Origin of the sequence: Nostoc sp. (assembly GCF_036917975.1) — a bacterium.
Lineage (GTDB): Bacteria > Cyanobacteriota > Cyanobacteriia > Cyanobacteriales > Nostocaceae > Nostoc.
This window is the reverse complement of sequence record NZ_JBALEJ010000022.1, coordinates 1-23,728: the sequence shown is the minus strand read 5'-3', so window position 1 is coordinate 23,728 and position 23,728 is coordinate 1. Positions and strand designations below refer to the sequence as shown.

Annotated in this window: 19 protein-coding genes; 12 read left to right on the top strand and 7 right to left on the bottom strand. The window is 40.3% G+C overall.

Annotated elements, in window-relative coordinates:
• Positions 1–15 precede the first annotated feature (15 nt).
• Complete coding sequence (locus tag V7K76_RS07020; RefSeq protein WP_334778345.1) at positions 16–1,053, bottom strand: glycosyltransferase family 4 protein; 1,038 nt, start codon at positions 1,051–1,053, stop codon at positions 16–18.
• A gap of 314 nt (positions 1,054–1,367) precedes the next feature.
• On the opposite strand from V7K76_RS07020, the gene gloB reads away from it, so the two are divergent.
• The 3 genes from gloB (at position 1,368) to dnaB (ending at position 4,526) form a co-directional block, all read left to right on the top strand.
• Entirely contained in the window at positions 1,368–2,141 is a 774-nt protein-coding gene (gene gloB / locus V7K76_RS07015) for a hydroxyacylglutathione hydrolase (protein WP_334778344.1), read from the top strand.
• A 453-nt stretch (positions 2,142–2,594) separates the two neighbouring features.
• A complete protein-coding gene (gene rplI, locus V7K76_RS07010) occupies positions 2,595–3,053 on the top strand; it encodes a 50S ribosomal protein L9 (protein ID WP_179069204.1) in 459 nt (152 codons plus the stop codon).
• Between the two features lie 111 nt (positions 3,054–3,164).
• Positions 3,165–4,526, top strand: a complete 1,362-nt coding sequence (gene dnaB / locus V7K76_RS07005) for a replicative DNA helicase (protein WP_334778343.1) — start codon at positions 3,165–3,167, stop codon at positions 4,524–4,526.
• A 197-nt stretch (positions 4,527–4,723) separates the two neighbouring features.
• Here the strand turns inward: dnaB and V7K76_RS07000 are convergent, their stop codons facing one another.
• A complete protein-coding gene (locus V7K76_RS07000; protein WP_334709498.1) occupies positions 4,724–5,245 on the bottom strand; it encodes an FKBP-type peptidyl-prolyl cis-trans isomerase in 522 nt (173 codons plus the stop codon).
• A gap of 77 nt (positions 5,246–5,322) precedes the next feature.
• Positions 5,323–5,646: a phasin family protein gene (locus V7K76_RS06995; RefSeq protein ID WP_334778342.1), complete on the bottom strand. Its 324-nt coding sequence runs from the start codon at positions 5,644–5,646 to the stop codon at positions 5,323–5,325.
• Positions 5,647–5,977: 331 nt separating this feature from the next.
• Here V7K76_RS06995 and V7K76_RS06990 point away from each other — a divergent pair, with 331 nt between their 5' ends.
• The 4 genes from V7K76_RS06990 (at position 5,978) to V7K76_RS06975 (ending at position 13,195) form a co-directional block, all read left to right on the top strand.
• Positions 5,978–6,820, top strand: a complete 843-nt coding sequence (locus tag V7K76_RS06990; protein ID WP_334778341.1) for a transcription factor RcaD — start codon at positions 5,978–5,980, stop codon at positions 6,818–6,820.
• A gap of 54 nt (positions 6,821–6,874) precedes the next feature.
• On the top strand, positions 6,875–9,037 hold the full coding sequence (locus V7K76_RS06985) for an ATP-binding protein (RefSeq protein WP_334778340.1): 2,163 nt from the start codon (positions 6,875–6,877) through the stop codon (positions 9,035–9,037).
• A 21-nt stretch (positions 9,038–9,058) separates the two neighbouring features.
• Positions 9,059–11,644, top strand: coding sequence for a DNA translocase FtsK (locus V7K76_RS06980; protein ID WP_334778339.1), 2,586 nt, complete (start codon positions 9,059–9,061; stop codon positions 11,642–11,644).
• A gap of 666 nt (positions 11,645–12,310) precedes the next feature.
• The gene (locus tag V7K76_RS06975; protein ID WP_334778338.1) at positions 12,311–13,195 is read left to right on the top strand and encodes a ParA family protein; all 885 of its coding nucleotides are present in this window, start codon (positions 12,311–12,313) and stop codon (positions 13,193–13,195) included.
• Between the two features lie 323 nt (positions 13,196–13,518).
• Here V7K76_RS06975 and ileS read toward each other — a convergent pair whose 3' ends face one another.
• Positions 13,519–16,404 (bottom strand): isoleucine--tRNA ligase, encoded by a 2,886-nt coding sequence (gene ileS / locus V7K76_RS06970; protein ID WP_334951363.1) that lies wholly within the window; start codon positions 16,402–16,404, stop codon positions 13,519–13,521.
• 658 nt (positions 16,405–17,062) lie between these two features.
• Between ileS and V7K76_RS06965 the strand changes: the two genes are divergently transcribed.
• Positions 17,063–17,830, top strand: a complete 768-nt coding sequence (locus V7K76_RS06965; protein ID WP_334778336.1) for a Uma2 family endonuclease — start codon at positions 17,063–17,065, stop codon at positions 17,828–17,830.
• A gap of 390 nt (positions 17,831–18,220) precedes the next feature.
• Here V7K76_RS06965 and V7K76_RS06960 read toward each other — a convergent pair whose 3' ends face one another.
• On the bottom strand, positions 18,221–18,964 hold the full coding sequence (locus V7K76_RS06960; protein WP_334778334.1) for a response regulator transcription factor: 744 nt from the start codon (positions 18,962–18,964) through the stop codon (positions 18,221–18,223).
• A gap of 157 nt (positions 18,965–19,121) precedes the next feature.
• Here V7K76_RS06960 and V7K76_RS06955 point away from each other — a divergent pair, with 157 nt between their 5' ends.
• The 4 genes from V7K76_RS06955 (at position 19,122) to V7K76_RS06940 (ending at position 22,524) form a co-directional block, all read left to right on the top strand.
• A complete protein-coding gene (locus V7K76_RS06955) occupies positions 19,122–20,186 on the top strand; it encodes a YheT family hydrolase (protein ID WP_334778333.1) in 1,065 nt (354 codons plus the stop codon).
• Between the two features lie 221 nt (positions 20,187–20,407).
• A complete protein-coding gene (locus V7K76_RS06950) occupies positions 20,408–21,013 on the top strand; it encodes a COP23 domain-containing protein (RefSeq protein WP_334778332.1) in 606 nt (201 codons plus the stop codon).
• A gap of 30 nt (positions 21,014–21,043) precedes the next feature.
• Positions 21,044–21,871: a S1 family peptidase gene (locus tag V7K76_RS06945; RefSeq protein ID WP_334778331.1), complete on the top strand. Its 828-nt coding sequence runs from the start codon at positions 21,044–21,046 to the stop codon at positions 21,869–21,871.
• The gene (locus V7K76_RS06940; RefSeq protein ID WP_334778330.1) at positions 21,868–22,524 is read left to right on the top strand and encodes a trypsin-like peptidase domain-containing protein; all 657 of its coding nucleotides are present in this window, start codon (positions 21,868–21,870) and stop codon (positions 22,522–22,524) included. The genes V7K76_RS06945 and V7K76_RS06940 overlap by 4 nt, the downstream gene beginning before the upstream one ends.
• Positions 22,525–22,642: 118 nt before the next feature.
• Here V7K76_RS06940 and V7K76_RS06935 read toward each other — a convergent pair whose 3' ends face one another.
• Entirely contained in the window at positions 22,643–23,143 is a 501-nt protein-coding gene (locus tag V7K76_RS06935) for a DUF3368 domain-containing protein (RefSeq protein ID WP_334778329.1), read from the bottom strand.
• Between the two features lie 89 nt (positions 23,144–23,232).
• The gene (locus V7K76_RS06930) at positions 23,233–23,484 is read right to left on the bottom strand and encodes a UPF0175 family protein (protein WP_334778328.1); all 252 of its coding nucleotides are present in this window, start codon (positions 23,482–23,484) and stop codon (positions 23,233–23,235) included.
• Between the last annotated feature and the right edge of the window lie 244 nt (positions 23,485–23,728).

Genomic DNA, 23,728 nt, shown 5'->3' with positions numbered 1-23,728 from the left:
AAAAAGTTAATCTAGTTAATCTAAAAGTTTTTGTACTTGTAAAGAAAAATTTTCCCAAGTTAAATTATCAACAGTTTTACTGATATCAGCTTGAATATTAAATGCTTGCTCGATTAATTCACAAACTACTTCATAGGGGCTATCAATATCAAATATAAAGCCATTCTTGCCGTGAGTGATAATATCAGGAGCAAACCCTGTTCTACTAGCTACTGGTACAATATTACACATCATCGCTTCAATTAAAGGTATTGGGCCACCTTCTAATTTTGCCGGTGAAACAAAAACATCTATCTGAGCATAGTACTTGGGGTAATCCGAATAGATAGCTTCAATGTAAGATAGGTTTGGTAAAGCAAGTAGTTCTTCAAATCTTTCGTATTTATCCCAATTTCTCCCCAGATGAATAAACTTTCTATGGGCCATTGATTTGATAATATTGAATATCATATCTGGAGATTTTCTCGGATAGTATGCTGTACAAAAGCCAACACTACCATTTGATCGTTGATGGGGTTGAAAAATCTTCGGATCTGCACCACCTAAAATAAAAGTCGTTTTTTGCCTGTTTAATCCTTGACTATTAAGTAATTCTACAAATTGGGAACAAGTACATATAACTTTCGTAGCTTGATTGAGTGTATAAACAAGTTCTTCACTACTTCTGCTAATATCTTTCGGATGGGTATACCAAACGAGTAAGTTGCTTTGCCAAAGGATTGGATTTTGCTTCAAAGCTATGGGTAGAAAAGAGTAGTGAGCAAAAAAGTATGCTTTAGCTTGAGGGAGATCGGTCAGTGAATACGAAAAAAAGTAATCGCCGGGAAAATATGTAGCAATTTCCTGGCATATACCTTCGAGTATCCAGCCTTTAGCATCATTAATTACAAAAACCAGATCGTATGGTTTAACTGGCGAACTATCTCCTAATAACTTGCCAAAGTTTGATTTAGTTTTCTCAAAAATATATGGATATTTATAACTTTCTATTCGACTGAGACTTAAAACTTTAAAGAATATCTTTTTAAGGAATATTTTATCTAAAAAATGCATTTTTTAATCCCCATTCCATTTAAAAAATAAAATTAATTTTGTTGGTATCATTAAAAAAATAATAGAATAAATGTAACTTTGTCTTTGCGGTTATTACCAGAGAAAATTCACTGATAAAATCAAATTTTGTTTGTTGATTTTAAGTGTATTTACTGTATAATTATAAGCAAGAGATTATTATGGGGGATCAGAGATTTCGGTTATACTGAATAAAGTATAAATACTTGATGTAGCTTGTGCAAGTAGGCTTGTTACTCGATGAGTCTTAAAATTGTTACTGGATACTAATATATGTTGTGAGGGAGGCAGAGGTAATGCAGGTAATCCGTCTGGAAGCACTCTCAGACAACTACATATTCTTGCTACACGATCGCAAACAAAATATTGCTGCTGTTGTCGATCCAGCAGAATCTCAACCAGTATTAAAGAAACTGGCAGAATTAAAAGCTGAGTTGGTAGCAATTTTTAACACCCACCATCATAACGATCATGTGGGTGGTAATAAGCAATTAATAGAAGAATTTCCCCAACTGATAGTTTACGGAGGAGCCGAAGATCGTGGGAGAATTCCCGGACAGCAGGTGTTTTTGCAACAAAGCGATCGCGTCCAGTTTGCAGACCGCAAGGCTGAAGTTATCTTCGTCCCCGGACATACCCGCGCTCATATCGCTTACTACTTTCCCCCCGAAAAAGCTGGTGATACAGGTGATTTATTTTGCGGCGATACCTTATTTTCTGGTGGTTGTGGTCGCTTGTTTGAAGGAACACCGACCCAAATGGTGGACTCTTTAAGCAAACTGCGTTCTCTACCCGATGATACACACATCTGGTGTGCCCACGAATACACCTTAAACAATCTGCAATTTGCCCTAACTGTGGATGGCGACAACGCCGACTTACAAAGACGCTTCAATGAAGTCAAGGCTTACCGTAGTCGAGGAGAAGCCACCATACCCTCACTGCTGGGAGTCGAGAAGCGAACCAATCCCTTTTTACGTTGGGATCAGCCATCATTACAATCAACCGTTAAGAGTGGCGATGGAGTGGAAACCTTTGCACGTATACGGGAAATGAAAAATAACTATTAGTCATTGGGCGTTAGGAGTGCTGAGTGCTGAGTGCTGAGTGCTGAGTGCTGAGTTAGGAGTTAGGAGTTAGGAGTTAGGAGTTAGGAGTTAGGAGTTAGGAGTTAGGAGTTAAGAGTTAGGAGTTAGGAGTTAAGAAGTTAAGAGTTAGGAGTTTTGTTTACCTCCTTGTCCCCTCATCTCCCTCACTCCCTCATCTCCCTCATCCCTTACTCAGCACTCAGCACGGGCTAAACGCCCCGCTACCGCTAACATAACTCAGCACTGATTAACCCCAGTCCCCAGTCCCTAATCCTCCAACTTTCTAGGGCGAATAGTTGCGATCGCACCCTTTCTTTCGCTACGATCTGTAAGCTTTAGGGTATTAGGCCAAAAAGCTTGGAATACAGCACTGAGATTGTGAGCTATGCTGCCCAAACCCAAATTAATCAGATTTTACAGGAAAAACGAAAAACGATGGCGAAACGTGTGCAGTTAGTTTTAAATCAGGATATCAGCAAGCTGGGCAAATCTGGCGACTTAGTAGAAGTAGCTCCTGGCTACGCTCGTAACTATCTGATTCCTCAGAAATTGGCAACCAATGCCACTCCTGGTATTCTCAAGCAAGTAGAACGCCGTCGTGAGCAAGAGCGTCAACGGCAATTAGAACTCAGACAGCAAGCTCTTGAGCAAAAAGAATCTTTAGAAAAAATTGGCAGCTTGACAATTGCCAAGCCAGTTGGTGAAAACGAAGCAATTTTCGGTACTATCACCACCCAAGATGTTGTAGATGCAATTAAGGCAGCTACCGGTCAAGAAATCGATCGGCGTGGTATTACTATCCCCGATATTAATCACCTTGGTACTTATCAAGCCGAAATTAAACTGCATTCTGAAGTAGCGGCGCAAGTCAATATTCAAGTTGTGGCTAGCTAACTCAGGAGAGCGATGAGGGAGCAAGGGAAGTAAAAGTGGATAATAACTCCTAACTCCTGTACAGACGCGATTAATCGCGTCTCTAGCAAAATATCAAAACTAAAATCGTTTATGGCTGAAGAACGGAGTTTTCAAGGCGATGGTAGCGATGCCTACGGCGGTAAACTACGCCTGCCACCACAAAATATAGAAGCGGAAGAAGCGATTTTGGGGGGTATTTTGCTAGATCCAGAAGCGATTAGTCGAGTTAGCGATCGCCTTCTTCCCGAAGCTTTTTACATTAGCGCTCACAAAGATATTTATCAAGCAGCTGTGAGGCTCCACACCCAAGGTAAACCCACAGACTTACTCTCAGTTACAAGTTGGCTAACCGACAATGAAATGCTAGCCCGCATTGGTGGCAGAAATAAATTAGCAACTCTGGTAGACCGCACAGTGTCAGCCGTTAACATCGACGCCTTAGCAGGGTTGGTGATGGAAAAATACCTGCGGCGACAGTTAATTAAAGCTGGCAATGAAATTGTACATCTTGGTTACGAGACAGAAACCGAATTACCACAGGTTTTAGATCAGGCAGAACAGAAAGTCTTCAGCGTTACTCAAGAGCGTCCCCAATCGGGTTTAGTTCACATTTCTGATACTCTAATTAATAATTTTCAGGATATTGAAGATAGAAATCAAGGCATCGCCTTACCTGGAATTCCCTGCGGATTTTACGATTTAGATGCTATGACTAGCGGCTTTCAGCGTTCAGATTTGATTATTATCGCTGGCAGACCATCAATGGGGAAAACCGCATTTTGCTTAAACCTTGCTCATAATATCGCCGCTTCTTATAAATTACCAGTTGCTTTTTTCAGCTTGGAAATGTCCAAAGAGCAACTGACGCAACGTCTATTAGCTAGCGAAGCGCAAATTGAAAGTAGTTATTTGCGAACTGGCCGCCTCAGTCAAACACAGTGGGAACCTTTAAGCCGTGCTATTGGTATCCTTTCGGAGATGCCAATTTATATTGACGACACGCCGAATATTACAGTCACACAAATGCGTAGTCAGTCAAGAAGACTACAAGCTGAAATTGGAACTGAATTAGGATTAATTGTAATAGATTACTTGCAATTGATGGAAGGAGCAGGTGATAATCGCGTACAAGAATTATCAAAAATTACGCGTCAACTCAAAGGTTTAGCCCGTGAATTATCTGTACCAGTTATTGCCTTATCTCAGTTGAGTCGCGGGGTGGAAGCGCGTACTAACAAGCGTCCTATGTTATCTGATTTGAGAGAATCAGGTTCGATCGAACAAGATGCCGATTTAGTAATCATGTTGTACCGCGATGAATACTACTCTCCCGATACTCCCGATCGCGGCATTGCAGAAGTTATTATAGCTAAACACCGCAACGGGCCTACAGGGACAGCGAAACTTTTGTTTAATCCACAGTTTACAAAGTTTCAAAATTTAAAAATTTAGCTATACCAAATAATTATTTGAGCAATGAATGAGCCTGATTTACTCATTAATGATGTATTTTTACCAAATAGCTATTTTCTATACTCTGAAATACTTGATTTATTTGATAGGACACTGGGCATTGAGAACAGAGAGAATAGAAACTTATTTTAATAATTCCTCCTTGTCCCCAGTACCCAATCCCCAGTCCCTAGTCCCTATTTAACTCCCAGCAATTCCACATCAAAAATTAGAGTTGCATTGGGTGGAATCACGCCACCAGCACCACGAGCGCCATAGCCTAACTCAGATGGGATGATTAACTTACGACGACCGCCGACTTTAATTGTGCTAACTCCTTCGTCCCAACCTTTGATTACCTGTCCAACGCCAATTTTAAAGCTGAAGGGTTGGCCGCGATCGCGTGAACTATCAAACTGAGTACCATCTTCTAGAGTACCGACATAGTGAACTTCAACTGTTTGTCCAGGTTTAGGAGTCGCCCCAGTCCCCTCTTTTAAATCGACATACTTTAATCCAGAAGGGGTAGTTACGACATTAGCATCAGACATAGTATTACTCGCAATTAAGATATTGTTTTCAGTTACAGCTGTGGATACTGGCGGCGTTTGGGTTAACTCAGCAGCAATGGCAGTACTCTGTTTACTGCCTACTTGTCCCACAACCAAAAGCACAACACACACCAGCATGAACGCCACGCTGAGGAAAATTGGTTTCAAAATCAGTTCTCCTTACTTAAGTATCCTGGCAAAACATTACCAACAGGACACAATTAGTTTAAATCAGAAAGGGCATTTTAACGCCAAAGCTTATTTTCTAAATCGCGCAATTGACGCTCTAAACGGTCAATTCTACCCCTGAGTTCGTCCACTTCCGACTGACGAGCCACCCCCAAATCCTGCATCATATTTCGCATTTGCCGTTGCATTTGGACATCCCAGTTTCCCTGTTCCGACTTTAACTGCTGGGCAATATCATCTATTACCGCCTTGGCTTGCTCAGGATTGAGCTTACCGTCTTTAACTAAATCATCGCTGACTTGCCGTAGTTTTTCTGCGACTATAGACGTTGTGCCAAGACCGACCATCATTAGCTGTTGTAACCAGTTGTTGTTGTCCATACTCCCTTCCTCTTAACTTATTAACCGGCCGACCCTTGCTCGTGAATGTAGGCAATCAAGCTATCTTAAAGCGTGGTTATTCTAGCCTACAGCTCTATTTTGGCAAATTGGCAAGCACAAAGATAAGGATCAAAGGGCGTGGTTATAGAACTGCTGAAGATTTCAGGTTGCGCCGAAGATTTTATCTAGAAGGACGCAAAAATTTGGACAATTGCGATCGCTACATATCCGTGTGCCGTACTCATTGGCACTAATTATAGTTACGATGAAGAAAATGTGTGATTTTTTGGGCTAGAGTACTGCTAAGTAATATACAGGCAAGTCTAACCGTATGGAAACGAATGAGTTAAAGTTCCTCTTAAAGTTATTGGGATTTACCGATTATCGAGCAGGTCTTAGTCTTAGTGCCTTCGATGTTTTTAAAACTGAGAAAAATAAAATTTGCAAAGCATTGGGCGATCGCGAACTGGTAGACTATAGCCGCGAGATTATCGCAGTTAAAATTTTACCGCCTGGTCAAGCCCTGCTGAAAGATCCAGGTGAAGTACCCATCGCAGACAAAGAACTGAAGGTACTGGAGAAGATTAGTAAAGCTTCTGGCAAAATCGCCCCCAGCAAAATCACCTCACCAAAAGCTGCTGAACGAGATGCGATATTAGAAGGGTTGAGCCAAAGGGGTTTGATTGAAGCCGAAAAGAGCATTAAAAGGGCAAAAGCTGAGGTTTGGCTGACTGAACGAGGAATCGAGTATTTACGGGATGATTATAGTCCTAACAAAGGCACTAACCCCGTCATCAGCTTGGAGTTGCTAGGTAATTACCTGCGTTTTTTACGGAAAACTCTGCGAGTAAAGCCAGAGCAAGTTTCTACTTCACTACCTACCGTCAATATCACCGATCAAGAAATCAGTGATGAAGAAATTTTACAAATTATTGAGAAATTAGACAAAGAATTGGGTACAGAGAATTATTTACCAATTTTCCATATACGGCAAAAGTTACAACCGCCATTGTCACGAGATGAATTAGATCAGGCTTTATATCGTTTGCAAAAAAACGACAATATAGAGTTGAGTTCTTTGGTAGATCCTACACCTTACATTCCAGAACAGATTGCTGCTGGGATTATCCAAAACATTGGTGGTGTGCTGTTTTTTGTCAGCCTTAATACTTAAATTTCCAGATAAAATTTAGTCCAAAATAGGTTTGAACTTCATTAAAGTTAGAGTATGGTATCGATTGACGAAATTATTAAACGCGAGGTCAATCCTTTTGATCTCATAAATTTGAAACCCATGAATTTTTGGAGTGAGAAGCAAGACGCTACACTCACAGTTGAGTCAATTCATCAAGAAGCAATAATTGAGATTGAAGAGTTACTTGACTTAGTAGCTACAGACCATCGCAGCCGTACCATTTTACTTGTGGGTGATTCTGGTTCTGGCAAAAGTTATTTATTAGGTCGGCTACAGCGCACTCTCAACCCCAAAGCATTTTTTGCCTATATCCTCTGCAATTGGGTTGAAAGTAGTAATACTTGGCGTCATATTTTACGATCTACTGTTGATAGCTTAATCCAAGTTCCAGAAGGTGAGCAAGAGTCACAATTAATTCTGTGGCTCAAAAGTTTATCTGCTTTCACCAAAAGCAACCTGAAAAAGCGAATTTTTAATGATGGTATTTGGCAGCTATTGCAAAGCGATCGACAAAAGTTTATCAAACACCTAAAGAATACTTACAAACAAACAAGCATCTATAATCCTGATATCTTTTTCGGAGTATTGCACGATCTCATAAATCCAGAATTATATGATTCAGCTTGTGAATGGTTACGTGGAGATGATTTAAATGAAGAATCAATGCAAGCATTAAAAGTAACTAGTTGCATTGATACAGAAGATAAAGCGAAGAATATTTTGGCAAATTTTGGTAAAATTGCTACTGACACTCAACCAATTATTTTATGTTTTGAAAATTTAGAAACTCTGCCTAAATTAGTAGATGGCTTCTTAGATATACAACCTTTGTTTGATGTTAATACAACTATTCATGGTGAAGGTCTAAAAAATTTTTTAGTGATTATCAGTGTTGTAACTAATACCTGGAAACGTCATAGTGATAAGATTCAACAGTCTGATAAAGCTGGAATTTATCGAGTAATTCAGTTAAAATATATTACTTTAGAACAAGCAGAAGCGCTCTGGAATTATCAGTTAAAACCAATACATCAACAAGCTGATTCTCAGATTAATTCCCCAATTTTTCCATTGAATCGGCAAGTATTAGAGCAATCTTACCCTGGTGGTAAAACTATGCCTAGAAATGCGTTGCTTTTAGGTCGTAATGAGTATCAAAAATATAAAATTTCATTAATAAACAGCAAAAAAGCTGGTTCTCCGAATTTGGCAACTGATACTTCATCATTAAAGTTACCAACAGTTGATCCAAACAAAATTACTGTGACAATAGCAAAAAAAAGTGATGGTACAAAACCTCCGATAATTATTAATTCAACGCAGCTTACAGAGGATAATGAGAGAATTCAAGCAGAATTTCAATTGTTATGGCAGAGAGAATATAAAAAAAATCAGGAAAAAAACAGCAAAATTTCTCTGATATCATCCACTGACCTAATTCGGATGTTACAAGAAACTCTAGTCGCCTTACAAATACAGGGAATTAAGCTCAAACTATTAAGTGGAAAGTATGCAAGTTACTCTTTGAGCTATCAACAGCCTGGTAAACGAGAACCGATAGGTGTAGTCTGGACTGAAGATTCAAATATGACAAGCTTTTTTAATATTATGAATGCCTGTCAAAAAGTAATTCAGCAAAATCTTTGTCAATCTTTATACTTGATTCGGATTGGAGGTGTAGGAACTGCAAAACTCGCTGGTAATCAAATGTACAGTCAGATTTTCACGGGTACTAAGCATATTCACATCAAACCAAATCTTTCCTCAGTTCACTATTTGGCGACATACCAAAGTTTAATGAATTCTGCTCTATCTCAAGAATTAGTAGTTGCAGGTAAAACTATTACTTTACAGAAACTACAATCTTTAATCCGTGAGTCTGAAATTTTGCACAAATGTACTTTATTGCAAGATTTAGGAATTGTTGCTAAACAAGAGGCTGATAAAAATAACGAAAATGGAAATGCTAAACAAGATTTAAGACCAGTAAAAGAGTTTTTATTAAATCTAGTCAAAACCCAAGGCTTTATGGGAGTGCCAACTTTAATTAAGGAGGCTGGTAGTCAATTTCCTTCTGTAAAACAAACTGATACTCAACACTTAATTGATTTATTGTGTCAGGAAAAGAAAGTAAAAATTATTGACCCAAAAGCCAAATTACAAGACCAATTAATTTCTTTGGTCACTAATAGATAACTGTTGATAGACGTTTAGCTAATGCACTACCTGAAAGAATCTGCTGAAATCCAGACCCAAATTGCAAAATTCGCTTTGGCTAAAGTGCTGTGGCTAGATACAGAAGTAGCTGATTGTAATACTTATTATCCAAGACTATCATTAATTCAGGTATTGGCAGAACCCACAGATTCTACAGGAGAGTTTGCTTATATTATCGATGTGTTGGATAAACCTGATTTGGTTGCACTATTTGTTAACCAAATCATGAGCAGTTCCCAAATTGAAAAAATATTTCACAATGCAAGCTTTGATTTAAAGTACTTGGGTAGTAATTCTGCACAAAATATTACCTGTACCCTCAAGTTAGCCAGAAAAATTAGCAAAAAAACATTACAAACATCCAATTTAAAACTCAAAACTTTAGCAACAGAAATCTGCCACTTTTCCAATGTAGATATAGAAGAAGGAAGAAGTGACTGGGGAAAGCGTCCTCTTAGTGACAAGCAGCTACAATATGCAGCAATGGATACAGTGTATTTGGCTGCTGTTCATCGCCGCTTATTAGAAATTTATACCCCTAATTCCGTAAGTAATATTTTTAATATGATACCTAATGCTTCACAGCAATCAACAGAAAAATCTGTAAACTCATCTTTAACTGCTACTAAGGTTAGAGTCGCTTTTGAGTGTCCCCGGTTGTTTTATTTACATCAGCTATTTGGCGGAAATACTTTATTTACCCCAGCAGAAAATCAAGTTGGAATCGGTAATATTTTTCATCAATTAGCTGATAGTTTTATAAATTTAGCTGTAATTGAGCCAAGATTTCAAGAAATATTTAAAACAGCTACGTACGAATTAGATATCAATGAAGTTTCTTCTCATCTGCAACAGCTTTTTTATGAAATTAAATTTTCTGCTTATCTAGAAAAATCTGTTGAAAAAGATGCTAGTACAGCACAACCTCTGTACAAAGTTTGGCAAGGATTGCAAGGATTAATCCGACGCTTTGCAGAATTACTTGTAATAAATCGACGTTATTGTAGTCCCGAAGCAGTTATTGGCAATACTTTTGTTGCAGAAGAACGGAAACTTGAGCATTATTTTCAATTACCTGATGGCACACAACAAAGAGTAGGAGGAGAATTTGATTGCTTAGTCTATAACTTTGAGCTTAAGCGTCTGTGTGTAATTGAGTTTAAAACCTATCAGCCTGTAGACCCATCAGCACAATTGGCTCAGGTTTCTCTTTATAGTTATATGCTTTGGCAAAAGAAAAAAGTAGCTGTTGATTCAGCAGTTTACTGTGTTTTGCCAGAGTTTAAAGAGTATCAATATTCTTGGGAACAGCTAGAAAATACAGTGCATCAGTTGATTCCTTATAAATTACATCAGATGCAGCAATGGCTGACTTGGGAACCGCCTGATTCCAATCCACCACCGTCTACAACCCAGCCTCATCTGTGCGAAATTTGCCCCCAGCAGCAAAAGTGTCAAACTTTTTTTCCTTCGCCTGTTGTAAATCAGCTATCTAGTTCCTCGAATAATGGCGGTACAAAAAGTCAAGGAGAATCTATTAATGCTGATGCTATTGGTGAAGAATTGGTGACTACTTTGCAATCTTTTGGTATTAATGTAGATTATCACGGTGCTGCTGTTGGGCCAGCTTTTATCCGAGTAAAACTTAAACCCCATCTTGGTGTGAAAATTAACGCTCTTTTGAAATTATCGGCTGATTTGCAAGTACAGATGGGGTTAGGAAATCCGCCTTTGATTGCTCCACAAGCTGGGTATGTCAGTATTGATTTGCCCCGTCCAGATAGACAAGTTGCTAGCTTTGAAGAGTATATTTTACCCCAATTCTTACCTCCCACAGTACCTGTCAAAATTGCGATTGGAGTGAGTATTGAGGGGAAACTAGTAGAGGCTGATTTGTCTGATCCGAATACTTGTCACTTTTTAGTTGGTGGTACAACTGGTAGTGGTAAGAGTGAGTTTCTACGATCGCTCCTCCTCAGTTTACTATATCGCCATTCCCCGCAACATCTCAAAATCGCCCTGGTAGATCCCAAGCGAGTTACCTTTCCAGAGTTTGAGAAAATGCCCTGGTTGTATTCGCCAGTCGTCAAAGATAGCGATCGCGCGATCGCACTTATGGAAGAATTAGTTACAGAGATGGAATCTCGTTACCAGCAGTTTGAAAAGGCTGGATGTGCTGATTTAACTACTTACAATCTCCGCTCTCCTAAGATTTTACCTCGCATTGTCTGCATTTTTGATGAATATGCCGACTTTATGGCAGAAAAAGAAATCCGCAAAGCATTAGAACTAAGTATTAAACGTTTGGGGGCGATGGCGCGAGCTGCGGGAATTCATCTCATAATTGCTACTCAACGTCCAGAAGCCAGTGTTGTCACCCCAATTATCCGCGCCAATCTTCCAGGAAGAGTTGCTCTACGTACTGCTAGTGAAGCAGACTCAACTATAGTCTTGGGAGGAAAACAAACAACAGCAGCTTATCTCTTGGGCAAAGGCGATTTACTCTACCAAATTGGCGCTCAACAACATCGCTTACAAAGCTTATTCGCAACAACTATTCAGCTACCGTCAACCTACACTAGATAAAGCATTTCATCAATAGACATCTCCAGAAATTAAATATGCGTCTACCCAGAACCCTTGTAGAGACGTAGCAGTGCTACGTCTCTACGTTCTTTTTCGGAGATGTCTAATTCATAGTGGATTCAATACTGTTCGGTTAAGACAAGAGACGCGATGAATCGCCGTCTCTACAATAATCAATCTCTTGTAGAGACGCCGATTTATCGCGTCTTTAAGATTTATAATTTTCATCAAAAAACCTTAACCGAACGGTATTGATAGTGGATTCTCTTCGGCAAAACTCTGCATCCCTCGGCGTTGACTGTGCGCCTCTGGAGGGTTTAAAAAACCTACAGCATCCTAGAGGATGTTTGAAAAGTTTTGGGCGAATATAATTCGCTATTACACTGGCATTGTCCGCCTCCACGGACTAACACAAAATCAATGTCTTTAACCCACGGAGGTGGGTTTCGTCTGTGTAGCCGCGAATTCTATTCGCCAGGGCTTTTCAAACAGCCTCTTAAGCACCAGTAAGGCACTCACTGGTATAATCTGATTGCTTCAATCAAAGAAAGTTTACTGCAACCACTCTTTTGAGTCCCGGAAAATATTAAATTTAGTGGAAGTTTTAATTATTCAACAGAGGTATACGCTACCTAGATGGGAATGCGTCAATAGAGGACTCAATCAATGGGATATGTAATTGCTACTGCAAATATGAAAGGTGGCGTTGGTAAAACCACTCTCACCGTCAATTTAGCTACCTGTTTAGCTAAAAATCATGGCAAGCGGGTGCTTGTCCTTGATTTAGATAGCCAAATTAGCGCCACACTCAGTTTGATGTCGCCTTTAGATTTTGCCAAGCGCCGTAAACAAAGCAAGACATTTAGGTATCTGATAGACGAAGTTATCAATCCAGACCCACAAGCAAAACTCACAATTCAGGATATCATTCAATCCCAGGTTTGTAATCTTCCCGGACTGGATTTGTTACCAGGAGATATTGATTTATATGATGAATTTGTGGTTTCAGAAATGCTGCATAAGCAAGCAACTGCTTTGGGTGAACAAGATTTTGAAACAATTTGGAATCGCTTTGAAAGGGTCTTAATTAATAACATTTTAAAACCAGTACGTCAAGAATATGATTTTATCCTGCTCGATTGTGCCCCCGGCTATAATCTATTGACTCGTAGCGCTTTAGCTGCCAGTGATTTCTACATACTTCCTGCTAAACCAGAACCATTATCTGTAGTGGGTATTCAACTGCTAGAAAGACGAATTGCCCAATTAAAAGACAGTCATGGACATGAAACAAAAATAGGTATAAAAATGCTGGGAATTGTATTTAGTATGTCCAGCGCTAACCTGCTCACTGGTAGATACTACAAACAGGTAATGCACCGCGTTGTTGAAGATTTTGGTGTAGAAAAAATTTGTAAAGTACAAATACCAGTTGATGTCAATGTTGCTAAGGCTGTTGATAGTTTTATGCCAGCTGTTTTAAATGCTCCCCAATCAGCAGGTTCAAAAGCATTCTTTCAGTTAACTCAAGAGTTGTTGCAAAAACTGTAGCCTACTTAATCATTGATGAGCTACACGATTTCCGACTTATGAAATTAGAAATTAAGTAAGTCGGTAAGAAAAATTCAATATAAGTTACATTTTGTCAAAATAAATTAGATGCGTTTCCCTGGGGTATTGAGTAGTGAATCAATCACAAGGACTCTGCGATTGCTTCACTTCGTACCCTGCGGGAACGCTAAGAGCGAACGCAATGACAAGTGTTTAACCGGACATGATATTACTACGTAAAAATTTCCCTCTCCGATTGGGAGAGGGAAAGACTGGAAATTTAGTTAAAAATAGGGAGAAGTTCGGCAATTAACGTATATTTACTAGAATTCTCCGGCTAAGGCGGCAACGCATCGTTCGCAAATTAAGGGATGTTCTGCTGATTCTCCCACATGAGTAGAGTAGTTCCAACAGCGATCGCACTTTTCACCATCTGCTTTGTAAACCTGAATATATATGCCAGCATCATCTCCTTCCTCAAAAATGGGTTCAGATGGCACTTCTATTTGAGAAGCTAAAAATAGATAACGTAACTCATCTACACCATTACTTTTTTCAACTGAACCGTAAGTATTAGGATTGAAAGCTTGTAAACGTTGACGCAATCTCTCATCAAAGACATGCACCACAACTTTTGCTTCTAAAGAAGATCCGATTGTTTTTTGCAATCGATATTTTTCTAGATTTTTGTTGACCTGATCGCGAATTTTCCGTAACTCTGTCCAAAATTCCGCTAACTCAGGATTACGCCATTTTTCCTCAACCTGTACCCAACCGGCTTCAAACACTGATTTGTAAGGTGTTTTGTAAGGGAGATATTGCCAGATATCTTCGGCAGTGTGGGATAATACTGGTGCGATCGCTCTAGCTAAATTATCTAAGGCTATCTTCAGCACCGTTTGACAACTGCGACGGCGGAAAGCATTCGGGGCGCTGATGTAGAGTCTATCTTTGGCAACATCTAAATAGAAGTTGGATAAATCCACGACGCAGAAATTCTGCACTGTTTGGAAGAAGCGGAAGAATTGGAAACTCTCAAAAGCTTCTGTTACTTCCTCAAATACTTCGGTGATGCGGTGCAGCATATAACGGTCAAGTTCTGGCAATTCCTCAAAGGGGACTGCATCTTTTTCCGGGTCAAAATCATCTAAGCTACCCAACAAAAACCGCGCTGTATTGCGAATTTTGCCTCTAACATCATTCATCTGTTTGATGATGTTTTTCCCAATGCGGACATCGCCGGAGTAGTCTACCGATGATACCCATAATCGCAAGACATCTGCACCGTAGGCTGGTTCTACTTTTTGATTTTTCCCGCCTTCAATGATTGTATTGGGGTCAACCACATTACCTTCTGACTTACTCATCTTTCGCCCTTGTTCGTCCAAAGCGAAGCCGTGAGTTAGTACAGTTTTGTAAGGCGCAATGTCATTTACCGCTACACTGGTGAGCAAACTTGATTGAAACCAACCACGATGTTGGTCGGAACCTTCCAAATATATATCAGCAGGGTAGCGTAACTCTGGACGCTGTTGGACGACAGCAGCCCAAGATGAGCCAGAATCAAACCATACATCCATTGTGTCTGTACCTCTGCGGTACGACTTACCATTTTGACGATAAGATTCTGGTAATAATTCCTCAACTGATAATTCCCACCAAGCATCAGAACCTTTTTGGGCGATGATTCCTTGAACGTGATTGATAATTTCTTCGTTCAGCAATACTTCCCCAGTGGCTTCGTCGTAGAAAACGGGAATCGGTACACCCCAAGCCCGTTGACGAGAGATACACCAATCGGAACGTTCTGCCACCATTGGCGTGATGCGATTTTCACCTTGGGCTGGAATCCATTTTACCGTAGCGATCGCCTTTAGTGCTTCTTCTCTAAATCCTTCCACCGAAGCAAACCATTGTTCAGTGGCGCGGAAAATCGTTGGTTTTTTCGTCCGCCAATCATAAGGGTACTTGTGGGGATATGCTTCTTCCTTCAACAAAGAACCAGCAGCCGTTAAGGCATCAATTACCGCCTGATTTCCATCACCCAGCACATTTAACCCCGCAAATTGTCCCGCTTCTTCGGTAAAATTGCCATTGTCATCCACTGGTGCAAGGATGGGCAAACCGTAGCGCTGACCAACAATATAGTCTTCTTGACCGTGACCAGGTGCAGTATGTACCAACCCAGTACCCGATTCAGTTGTGATATAATCACCACCCACAACAATCGGACTTTCCCGGTCAAATAGCGGATGACGGTAAGTAGTATGTTCTAAATCATTCCCCTTGAACGTGGCTTTTAGAGTTAACTCAACTCCCAAGGTTGAAGATAAACGTTGTACTAAGTCAGCAGCAACAATTAGGTATTTGAAATTACTCTGCGCCTCCACCTCTGGGCGGGAAACTTCCACCACTGCATAATTCAAATCCGCATTCACCGCCACAGCCAAATTCGCCGGAATCGTCCAAGGTGTAGTTGTCCAGATAGCCACACCCAAATCTGACTGATATTCTGCCAACAGTGGTTTTACAGTTTCCGCCAAACTTGTGATTGGGAAAGCTGCATAGATACTGCGGGAAACGTGACCTTCTGGATATTCCAACTCAGCTTCCGCCAAAGCGGTTTTAGAACTAGGACTCCAGTGAACCGGCTTCAAACCGCGATAGATGTAGCCTTTTAAGAACATCTGACCAAATACGCCAATTTGAGCCGCTTCATATTCCGGCTTCAGAGTTAGATAAGGGTTATCCCAATCACCCCAAATACCGTAGCGTTTAAAATTTTGGCGTTGGTCGTCTACCGTAGCTAGGGCAAATTCTTTCGCTTTCTGCCGCAGTTGTAAAGACGTTAAATTTTGCCGTTCTGCTGACTTCATGTTCTGCAAAACTTTCAACTCAATTGGCAATCCGTGACAATCCCAGCCAGGAACGTAGCGAACTTTACGACCTTTTAGTAGTTGGTAGCGATTAATAATATCTTTGAGAATTTTATTTAAGGCATGACCAATATGGAGTGAGCCATTAGCGTAGGGAGGCCCATCGTGCAGTATAAATAATTCGCCGGGGTTATTTTCAAAGAGGCGATCGTAAATTTTATTTTCTTCCCAAAATTTTTGGATTTCAGGCTCACGCTTGATGGCATTTGCCCGCATATCAAAGTTAGTCTTGGGTAGGTTTACAGTATCTTTATAACTTCCTGGTTCGGTCACAGTCTCATGCCTAAAATTAGGTGTGCAGGTTCTATTAATTATAGAAGATGGCGTAAGCTTACCCCGGTCTGAAGACCGGGGCTTTAGCCACAGATTTGAATTATCGGGAAGAGAGACAATTCTCCCTCTAATTGACTAGGACTAGCCCTTTCAAGGTGAGTAAAAATATTTTGCTCAAAAAATTCCTCTTTAATCTCTTTAATCTCTTAACTCTGTGTTCTCTGCGTCTCTGTGGTTAAATAAATTACTTTTAAACCGCAGAGGCAATAGAGTTGCCAGTGCGTTAGGCGGGTTCCCCGACTTGAAGCAACTGGCGCAACGCAGAGAGAAGAACAGAGATTTTACGAATCACCTTAAAAGGGCTAGGGGTTTAACCCATCATAAATTGACCAACAACATTTACTGGTTTGCAAATCAAATAGGATATCGCAGTTTTCAATCATTAGACATCTCCAGAAATTCAATATGCGTCACCCAGAACCTTTGTAGAGACGTAGCAGTGCTACGTCTCTACATTCTTTTTCGGAGATGTCTATTAGTAGAGACGTTGCATTGCAACGTCTCTACATCTAGATTATTGCATGAGAATCTGAGGGATTAATTTGGCGATCGCTTAATATAAAAATATCCGCAACGCCCAGCCAACAGGTGAAAAGCTATGTCAGAAACTATCCTAGCTGCACCAGAGATTCAACTCCCACCCAGCCAAGCAGAATTGCCCTATGATGACGGTATCCCGATGGAAAGCCCACGACATAAAGCCCAAATGGACTTGCTCATAGATGCCCTGATACCTTGGTTGGAAGAACGAGAGGATGGGTTTATTGGCGGTAATATGTTCGTTTACTACAGTCTGGCCCAGGTGCGAAACAAAGACTTTAAAGGCCCAGAATTTTTTGCTGTGTTGGAAGTCCCCAAAGGAGAACGACGCAGTTGGGTAGTGTGGGAAGAGGGAAAAGCCCCAGATGTAGTTATTGAGTTACTTTCTGACAGTACAGCCCAAGCAGACAAAAACTTAAAAAAGCTGATTTATCAAAATCAAATGCGTGTACCAGAATATTTCTGGTATGACCCTTTTAATCCTGATGATTTAGCTGGTTTCTCTAATGAAAAAGGAGTTTATCAACCCATCACCGCAAATGCTCAAAACCAGTTGGTGAGTCAATCTTTAGGGTTAGCATTGCAGCTTTGGCAGGGAAATTATAAAGGTATTAATGCTACTTGGTTACGCTGGGCAATGTCGTTAGGGGAATTACTGCCAACTCCGGAAGAAAAAGAACGCCAAAGGGCAGAAAAAGAACGCCAAAGGGCAGACAAGGCAGAATCACAGTTATTACAAACTGCACGCAACTTACTTGAGTCTGGGATGACAATTGAACAGGTAGCTAGGTTAACAGGTTTGAATAAATCTGAAATAGAAACGTAGAATTCAGGAGTCAGGAGTCAGAATTCAGAAGATATAGAATACAGTTGGGGCAAAATGCGATCGCTTCAGTCGTTAAAGGTTCCATAGGGAACTCCAAGAAATAAATTATCCAATATTGTGGGGTGGGCAACATGAGCGCCCTATTGACTAGCGATTTTAGATTTTAGATTTTAGATTTTGGATTAAAAGAATTTTTGGTTCATGCCCCGCCCCTTGTGGGCGAGGTTAAAACAACTCGCAATTCGCAATTACGTTTTGGGACGGGGATTTAGACCCCGACCCAAAACGGGCTGCCTGTATTGCTGGGGACTTAAACCCCCAAAGTTCGTTAATCCAAAATCGCAAATCCAAAATCCAAAATTGTTTGACACTAATGGTTGATACTCCCTTTCACTCCACCACTGTTACTGAAGCCCCTTCATTTAATGGAGGTATACTGGGTAACTCAAGACAGTATCCAGCACCATAAACTGTCTTAATATAGCGGGGATGACGAGGATCTGGTTCTAGCTTAGTTCTTAAATGCCGAATATGGACTCGAATCGTTTCTATGTCATCATCAGGATCGTAGCCCCAAACTTCTCTGAGGATTTCGCTGGGAGAAACTGTTTGACCGTGGCGTTGCAGTAAGCAGTGAAGTAACTCAAATTCCAAGTGAGTCAATTTCACCGTCTCATTGAACCATATTGCCTCAAATCTTTCGGGAACGAGGGTTAATGAGCCATAGTTGAGAATCTCACTATGCTTTGCGGCTTGGGGAATGCGGTCAGTCCGCCGCAAAAGTGCCCGCACCCGCGCCAGCAGTTCTTCAACTTCAAAAGGTTTGGTGAGGTAGTCATCTGCGCCAGCATTAAAGCCTTCCACCTTGTCCTGAGTTTGGCTCAAAGCCGTCAACATTAACACGGGAATCTCAGAGGTGCGATCGTCGCGGCGCAGCCGTTGGCAAACGGTAAACCCATCTACCCTGGGCAACATTAAATCGAGCATGATCAAGTCTGGTTGTAGCTGGAGAGCCAGCGCTTGACCTTTGATGCCGTCTTCAGCTTGACTAACATCGTAGCCAGCCATTTCTAAGTTGACGGCAACTAGTTCTGAAATCGCTGGGTCATCGTCTATGACAAGAATCCTCGGCATTCTTAAAAAATTATTACTACTTATTAAGGATAATTAACAACCTTTGATAGATACAAAGATTTTTGAATCAATGATGAAAAAGTTTTTAAATCTTACATAAATATTAAGATTAAATGACTGTGAAATCAAGACTCAATTACACGAAATCTTATAGTCTATGATGTGTTATACTCCCCTCTACAATCCGTCTTGGTTTTTACAAAACGGTGTGATGATGACTGTATACACCGCTTTGTGGGGAAAACGTAACTGGCAAAGTACTACTAAAGACCCAGAACCGTCTTATCACGAGAAAATCTTTATTGGCGGCCAAGGTGTGCCAATTTTTGGCTTGGTTGCTATTCCAGAAAATGCTCATAGCACGATTATCGGTACTTATGGCATCACTGGAGAGTTAGAGACAGAATGGTTTTTGAGAGTGCTAGGACGTAAAGCCTACGCTCAAGGATACGCGATGGTGTTATTTGATTGGCGTGCCCACGGCAAAACAGCCGAGTTATCGCCGACTCTCACCTCTGATGGTTTGTATGAGGGGGAAGATTTTGTTCGCATTGCTGCTGCCGCAAAGGCAATGGGATGTCCGGGGAAATTTTGGTTTACAGGGTTTTCTTTAGGAGGGCAATTGGCACTATGGGCGGTGAAGGTGGCTGGTGAGGTAATTAGGGAGTATGAAGATTTAGGATTAGAAGATAGAGATATTGGCGGTGGTATGGTGATTTGTCCGAGTTTGGATTCACAGCGATCGCTATCTTATCTAGTTACAAAGCCCTTTGGCAGATATTTGGAAGCAGGGATTGCCCAGAATTTAAAAAAACTGGCATGGAAGATACACGATGCCCATCCTGGAAGCCTTGACCCCGGAGCGATTGAACGGGCGAACAGCATTTGGGGTTTTGATAATGAATTGGTAATTAACCGACTAGGTTTTTCTTCTGTGGAAGCATATTACCAAGCGAGTAGTGCTTTACAAATATTGCCGCAAATCTCAAAACCAACTTTGATTTTATATGCTGCTGATGACCCACTTTTCGACCCAGCGATCATACCGGAATTACAAGAAGCTTGCGATCGCAATCCCGCAATAGACTTATTGCTCACCCAGTACGGCGGCCATGTTGGCTATTTGAGCAGTAAAGAGTGCCAGCGTCAAGTAAAAGATTCCGATCCTTGGTGGGCATGGAATCGGGTTTTAGAATGGTTGCAGGAAAAGCGTAATTCGTAATTTTAAAATCTGGTAGTCCGATTTTTCAAAATGGTATGTGTATTTACGCTACATCGTACTAGGTTGCGAGCGATCGCCAGCAAATAAGTCATCTTGATAATTTTTTATCAAAAAGCTTAATTTTTACTGATATAGTTTGAGCATAATTCCGAAAATCCGCAACTTTACGTTGTAACTTCCTCTATTAGTGTCAAGTATTTTTAGTAGTTAATACTTAATATATGCAACTGAGGTTATTTACTCACATATTACCAAGAGTAGCAACAGGTTCTGTGATTTCAGCTTTAGCTTTGGCAGTTGCCACCACAAGTAACCAGCCGAGTTATGGTGAGGGAAACAAGTTCTTCTGCACACGCGAAGGCAATGTACCAGTTACCAAGGTACGCACCTCACGGGGAAATGAGACATTTATCCGTTGGGTAGTTCAAGATTTTAAAAAGTTCCCACCTGCACAGCGTTGTAAGATTGTTAGTGCTAGGTTCCAACGCTATTACGATAATGGCTCAGTTTTCATCACCAGCCGAAATAATTTTAACAATTATTCAGTTTTGTGCATTACCAATCGCAAGGGCACACCTTGTACATCAGAAAATATATTAGTCACCCTCAGACCAGGAAGTGATACAGGTGCGATTCTTAAACAGATACTTGATTTCCGTCGTGGTGTTGAAGGTAAGCCTGTGGATTTGAGTGGATGTCAAGTTTTTACTAAAGAGCAAGGTGATTTGTATCTTGATGTTAAGCAACTGGTAGACGGTCAGGAGTGTGGTCAATCGGCTTCTAGTGTTAACAATCCCAAAACTGAACCAGTAGAATCTCGTTTCTAGTTTGCAGTTTTTTTGGGGAGTTTATATAAGATGAATTGGCAATGGTTAAGAAGCAGACTAGGGTATACAGTTTGCTTATTGATTTGTCTTGGTGGTATTTCGTTAGCATTGCCAAGACAGCAAAGCATTTCTGGTGAGATTACCAGACTCTCTCGGACATCAACTTCCCTTTCGCTAGAGCAATTGCAACAATTAGCGAAGAAAATCACCGTCAAAATATCCGCAAAAGAGTTAATAGGTTCAGGTACTCTACTGCGGCAAGAAGGGCAAATTTATACAATAATCACTAATGCTCACGTTCTGAGAGCAGCTAAACCTCCCTATCAAGTTCAAACAGCAGATGGACATATTTATCAAGCTTCTGTTTTGCAGATGCCAGAATTACAGCAGGATGATTTGGCTGTGTTGCAATTTCATAGCCCTGATATAGTTTATACAGTTGCTAATGTCAAAGATGCGTGTAACTTGCAGCTTGGAGATGAGGTGTTTGTGGGTGGATTTACATCTAATGTGACTAATCAAAAGCTGTCTAGCCAAGCAGAAAAAATCTTCAATAATCAGTTTGTGTTTACCTCTGGTAAAGTATCTTTATTGCTAGATAAGGCTTTAGAGCAAGGCTACCAAATTGGGTATACCAACGATGTCCGTAAAGGAATGAGTGGAGCGCCATTGCTAAATATACATGGTGAAGTTGTGGGTATAAATAGTTTGCACAAAGACCCAATTTGGGATACACCGGAAGTTTATCAAGATGGTTCCCAGCCTGAACAACATTTGCAAGAATTAATTACACGTTCTAGTATGGCTGTACCCATTAGGAAAGAAATTTTGCAAAATGATATTGAGAGTAAATCATGAGGTTTGCAGGTGGACTTTCGGCAGTATTATTGGGTACAGCAATTGTGATTGTGCAGCCAGTAGCCAGAGCGTTGACACCCTCAGAAGTTGGTGAAATTGCTAAACAAATTACAGTCCGCATTGATGGTGCAAATACTGGCTCTAGGGTAATTATTGAGCATCAAGGTAATGTTTATAATGTTGTGACTTGCTGGCACGTAGTCCAACTCAAAGGTAACTATACAGTACAGACACCAGATGGTAAAAAATATACATTTAATAACAGTGAAGTAAAGCGATTTTCTGGCGTTGATTTGGCGGTGTTTCAGTTTACGAGTAACGAAAATTACCGTGTCGCCGAAAAGGGCAATTCTGACCAAGTAGCATTAGGTACAAATATTTCTGTCGCAGGTTATCCCCAAGGAACATCAGACATGGATTTTCGTAGGGGTGCAATTTCGCGTCTGGTGACAAAGCCAAAAGATGGTTATGCTTTTGCTATTAATCCTCAGTATGCTCTTGCTTATCGCAATCGGGGTCTTTTTTACTCTGAGAAAAAGGACAAACAAAAAGCCATTGAAAATTTACAGCAAGCAGCCAAACTTTATTACTCGCAAAATAATAATGCTGCTTATCAATACGTTATGAATATTTTAAAAGATTTACAAAGATAATCATTAATTTATAGTTTACGTAGATTGAATTGAGCGACAGCAAAACCCAACCTATATCTATTAAATTTGGCAGATGTCTGAGTAGTTATTTTCTACTGGAACAACTCACATATTTTGCTTATTCAAATAATTCTCTCGTTTGTCGTAATACCTGTTCATAAAGAGGACGACTTCCCCAATACTGAGCATAATTAATCATGGCATCTAATACTGGTTTTACTTGCGTAATTATTCCTCTATTTTTTGCCAATAAGAGAATACTTAGAGTCCCAATTACTTGCAATCCTAAACTTTGAGCTACTTGACGTGCTTCACGTTCATCTAACAAAATTTGCAGTTCACCAGTTTCTAGTGCAAGAGCAATTGCTTCACGTTCACCGTCATCTAATTCTGGCGGTATGTTGGATGTTATGGTTGAAACTTGGCGAACTTGCAACCAGTTTGCAGCAATTGCTTGCAACACAAATTCCGAGGCCGGAAATCCTTTAACAGTTGTTTCATCACAGACAGCTTGAGGGATAACAATTTGACCAAATGTAGCTTTCAAGATATCTAGACGATTAATAGCTGCAAAATTTATCAAGGGTGTAGCATTACAAACAACTGTCACAATAGACATATCCAGAAATTAAATATGCGTTATCCAGAATCCTTGTAGAGACGTAGCACTGCTACGTCTCTACATTCATTTTCGGAGATGTCTAATTTCTAAAAACCTGAATTAATGGTTTCAATATCCTGGGCTAAATCTGCTTCATTATAATGACGTTCAATTTTATATTGCCCCAAAATCTGCTGAAATTCCCAGACAGATAAGTTAGCTAAGTGACGCGCTTGAGCAAAAGTAAAAATATTTTGTGCATATAACTGTAGGGCTAATTCTTGACGAATAGCCTGTTCACCTTGATTTAAATAATCAGATGATATCTGCAAATTGATTGGCTGAATAAATGAATTCATGACAAAAAAGCCTCTCCTGTACCTTTACTTTAATAAATTCGTAGTTCATCGCTAAATAATTCTGTAATAAGCACCCGATATCGTCTATATTGAGCTTCTAGATGCAGAATGGAACGTTTGGGAGTTATATCTGTTGCAATACTTCTCAATAGAACTCTTGCATAAATATTTTGTGGTATGATATTGGGTTATTTTAATTTGAGATTTGGCAATTAGAATAGGAAGAATTTATCAATTTTTTCGA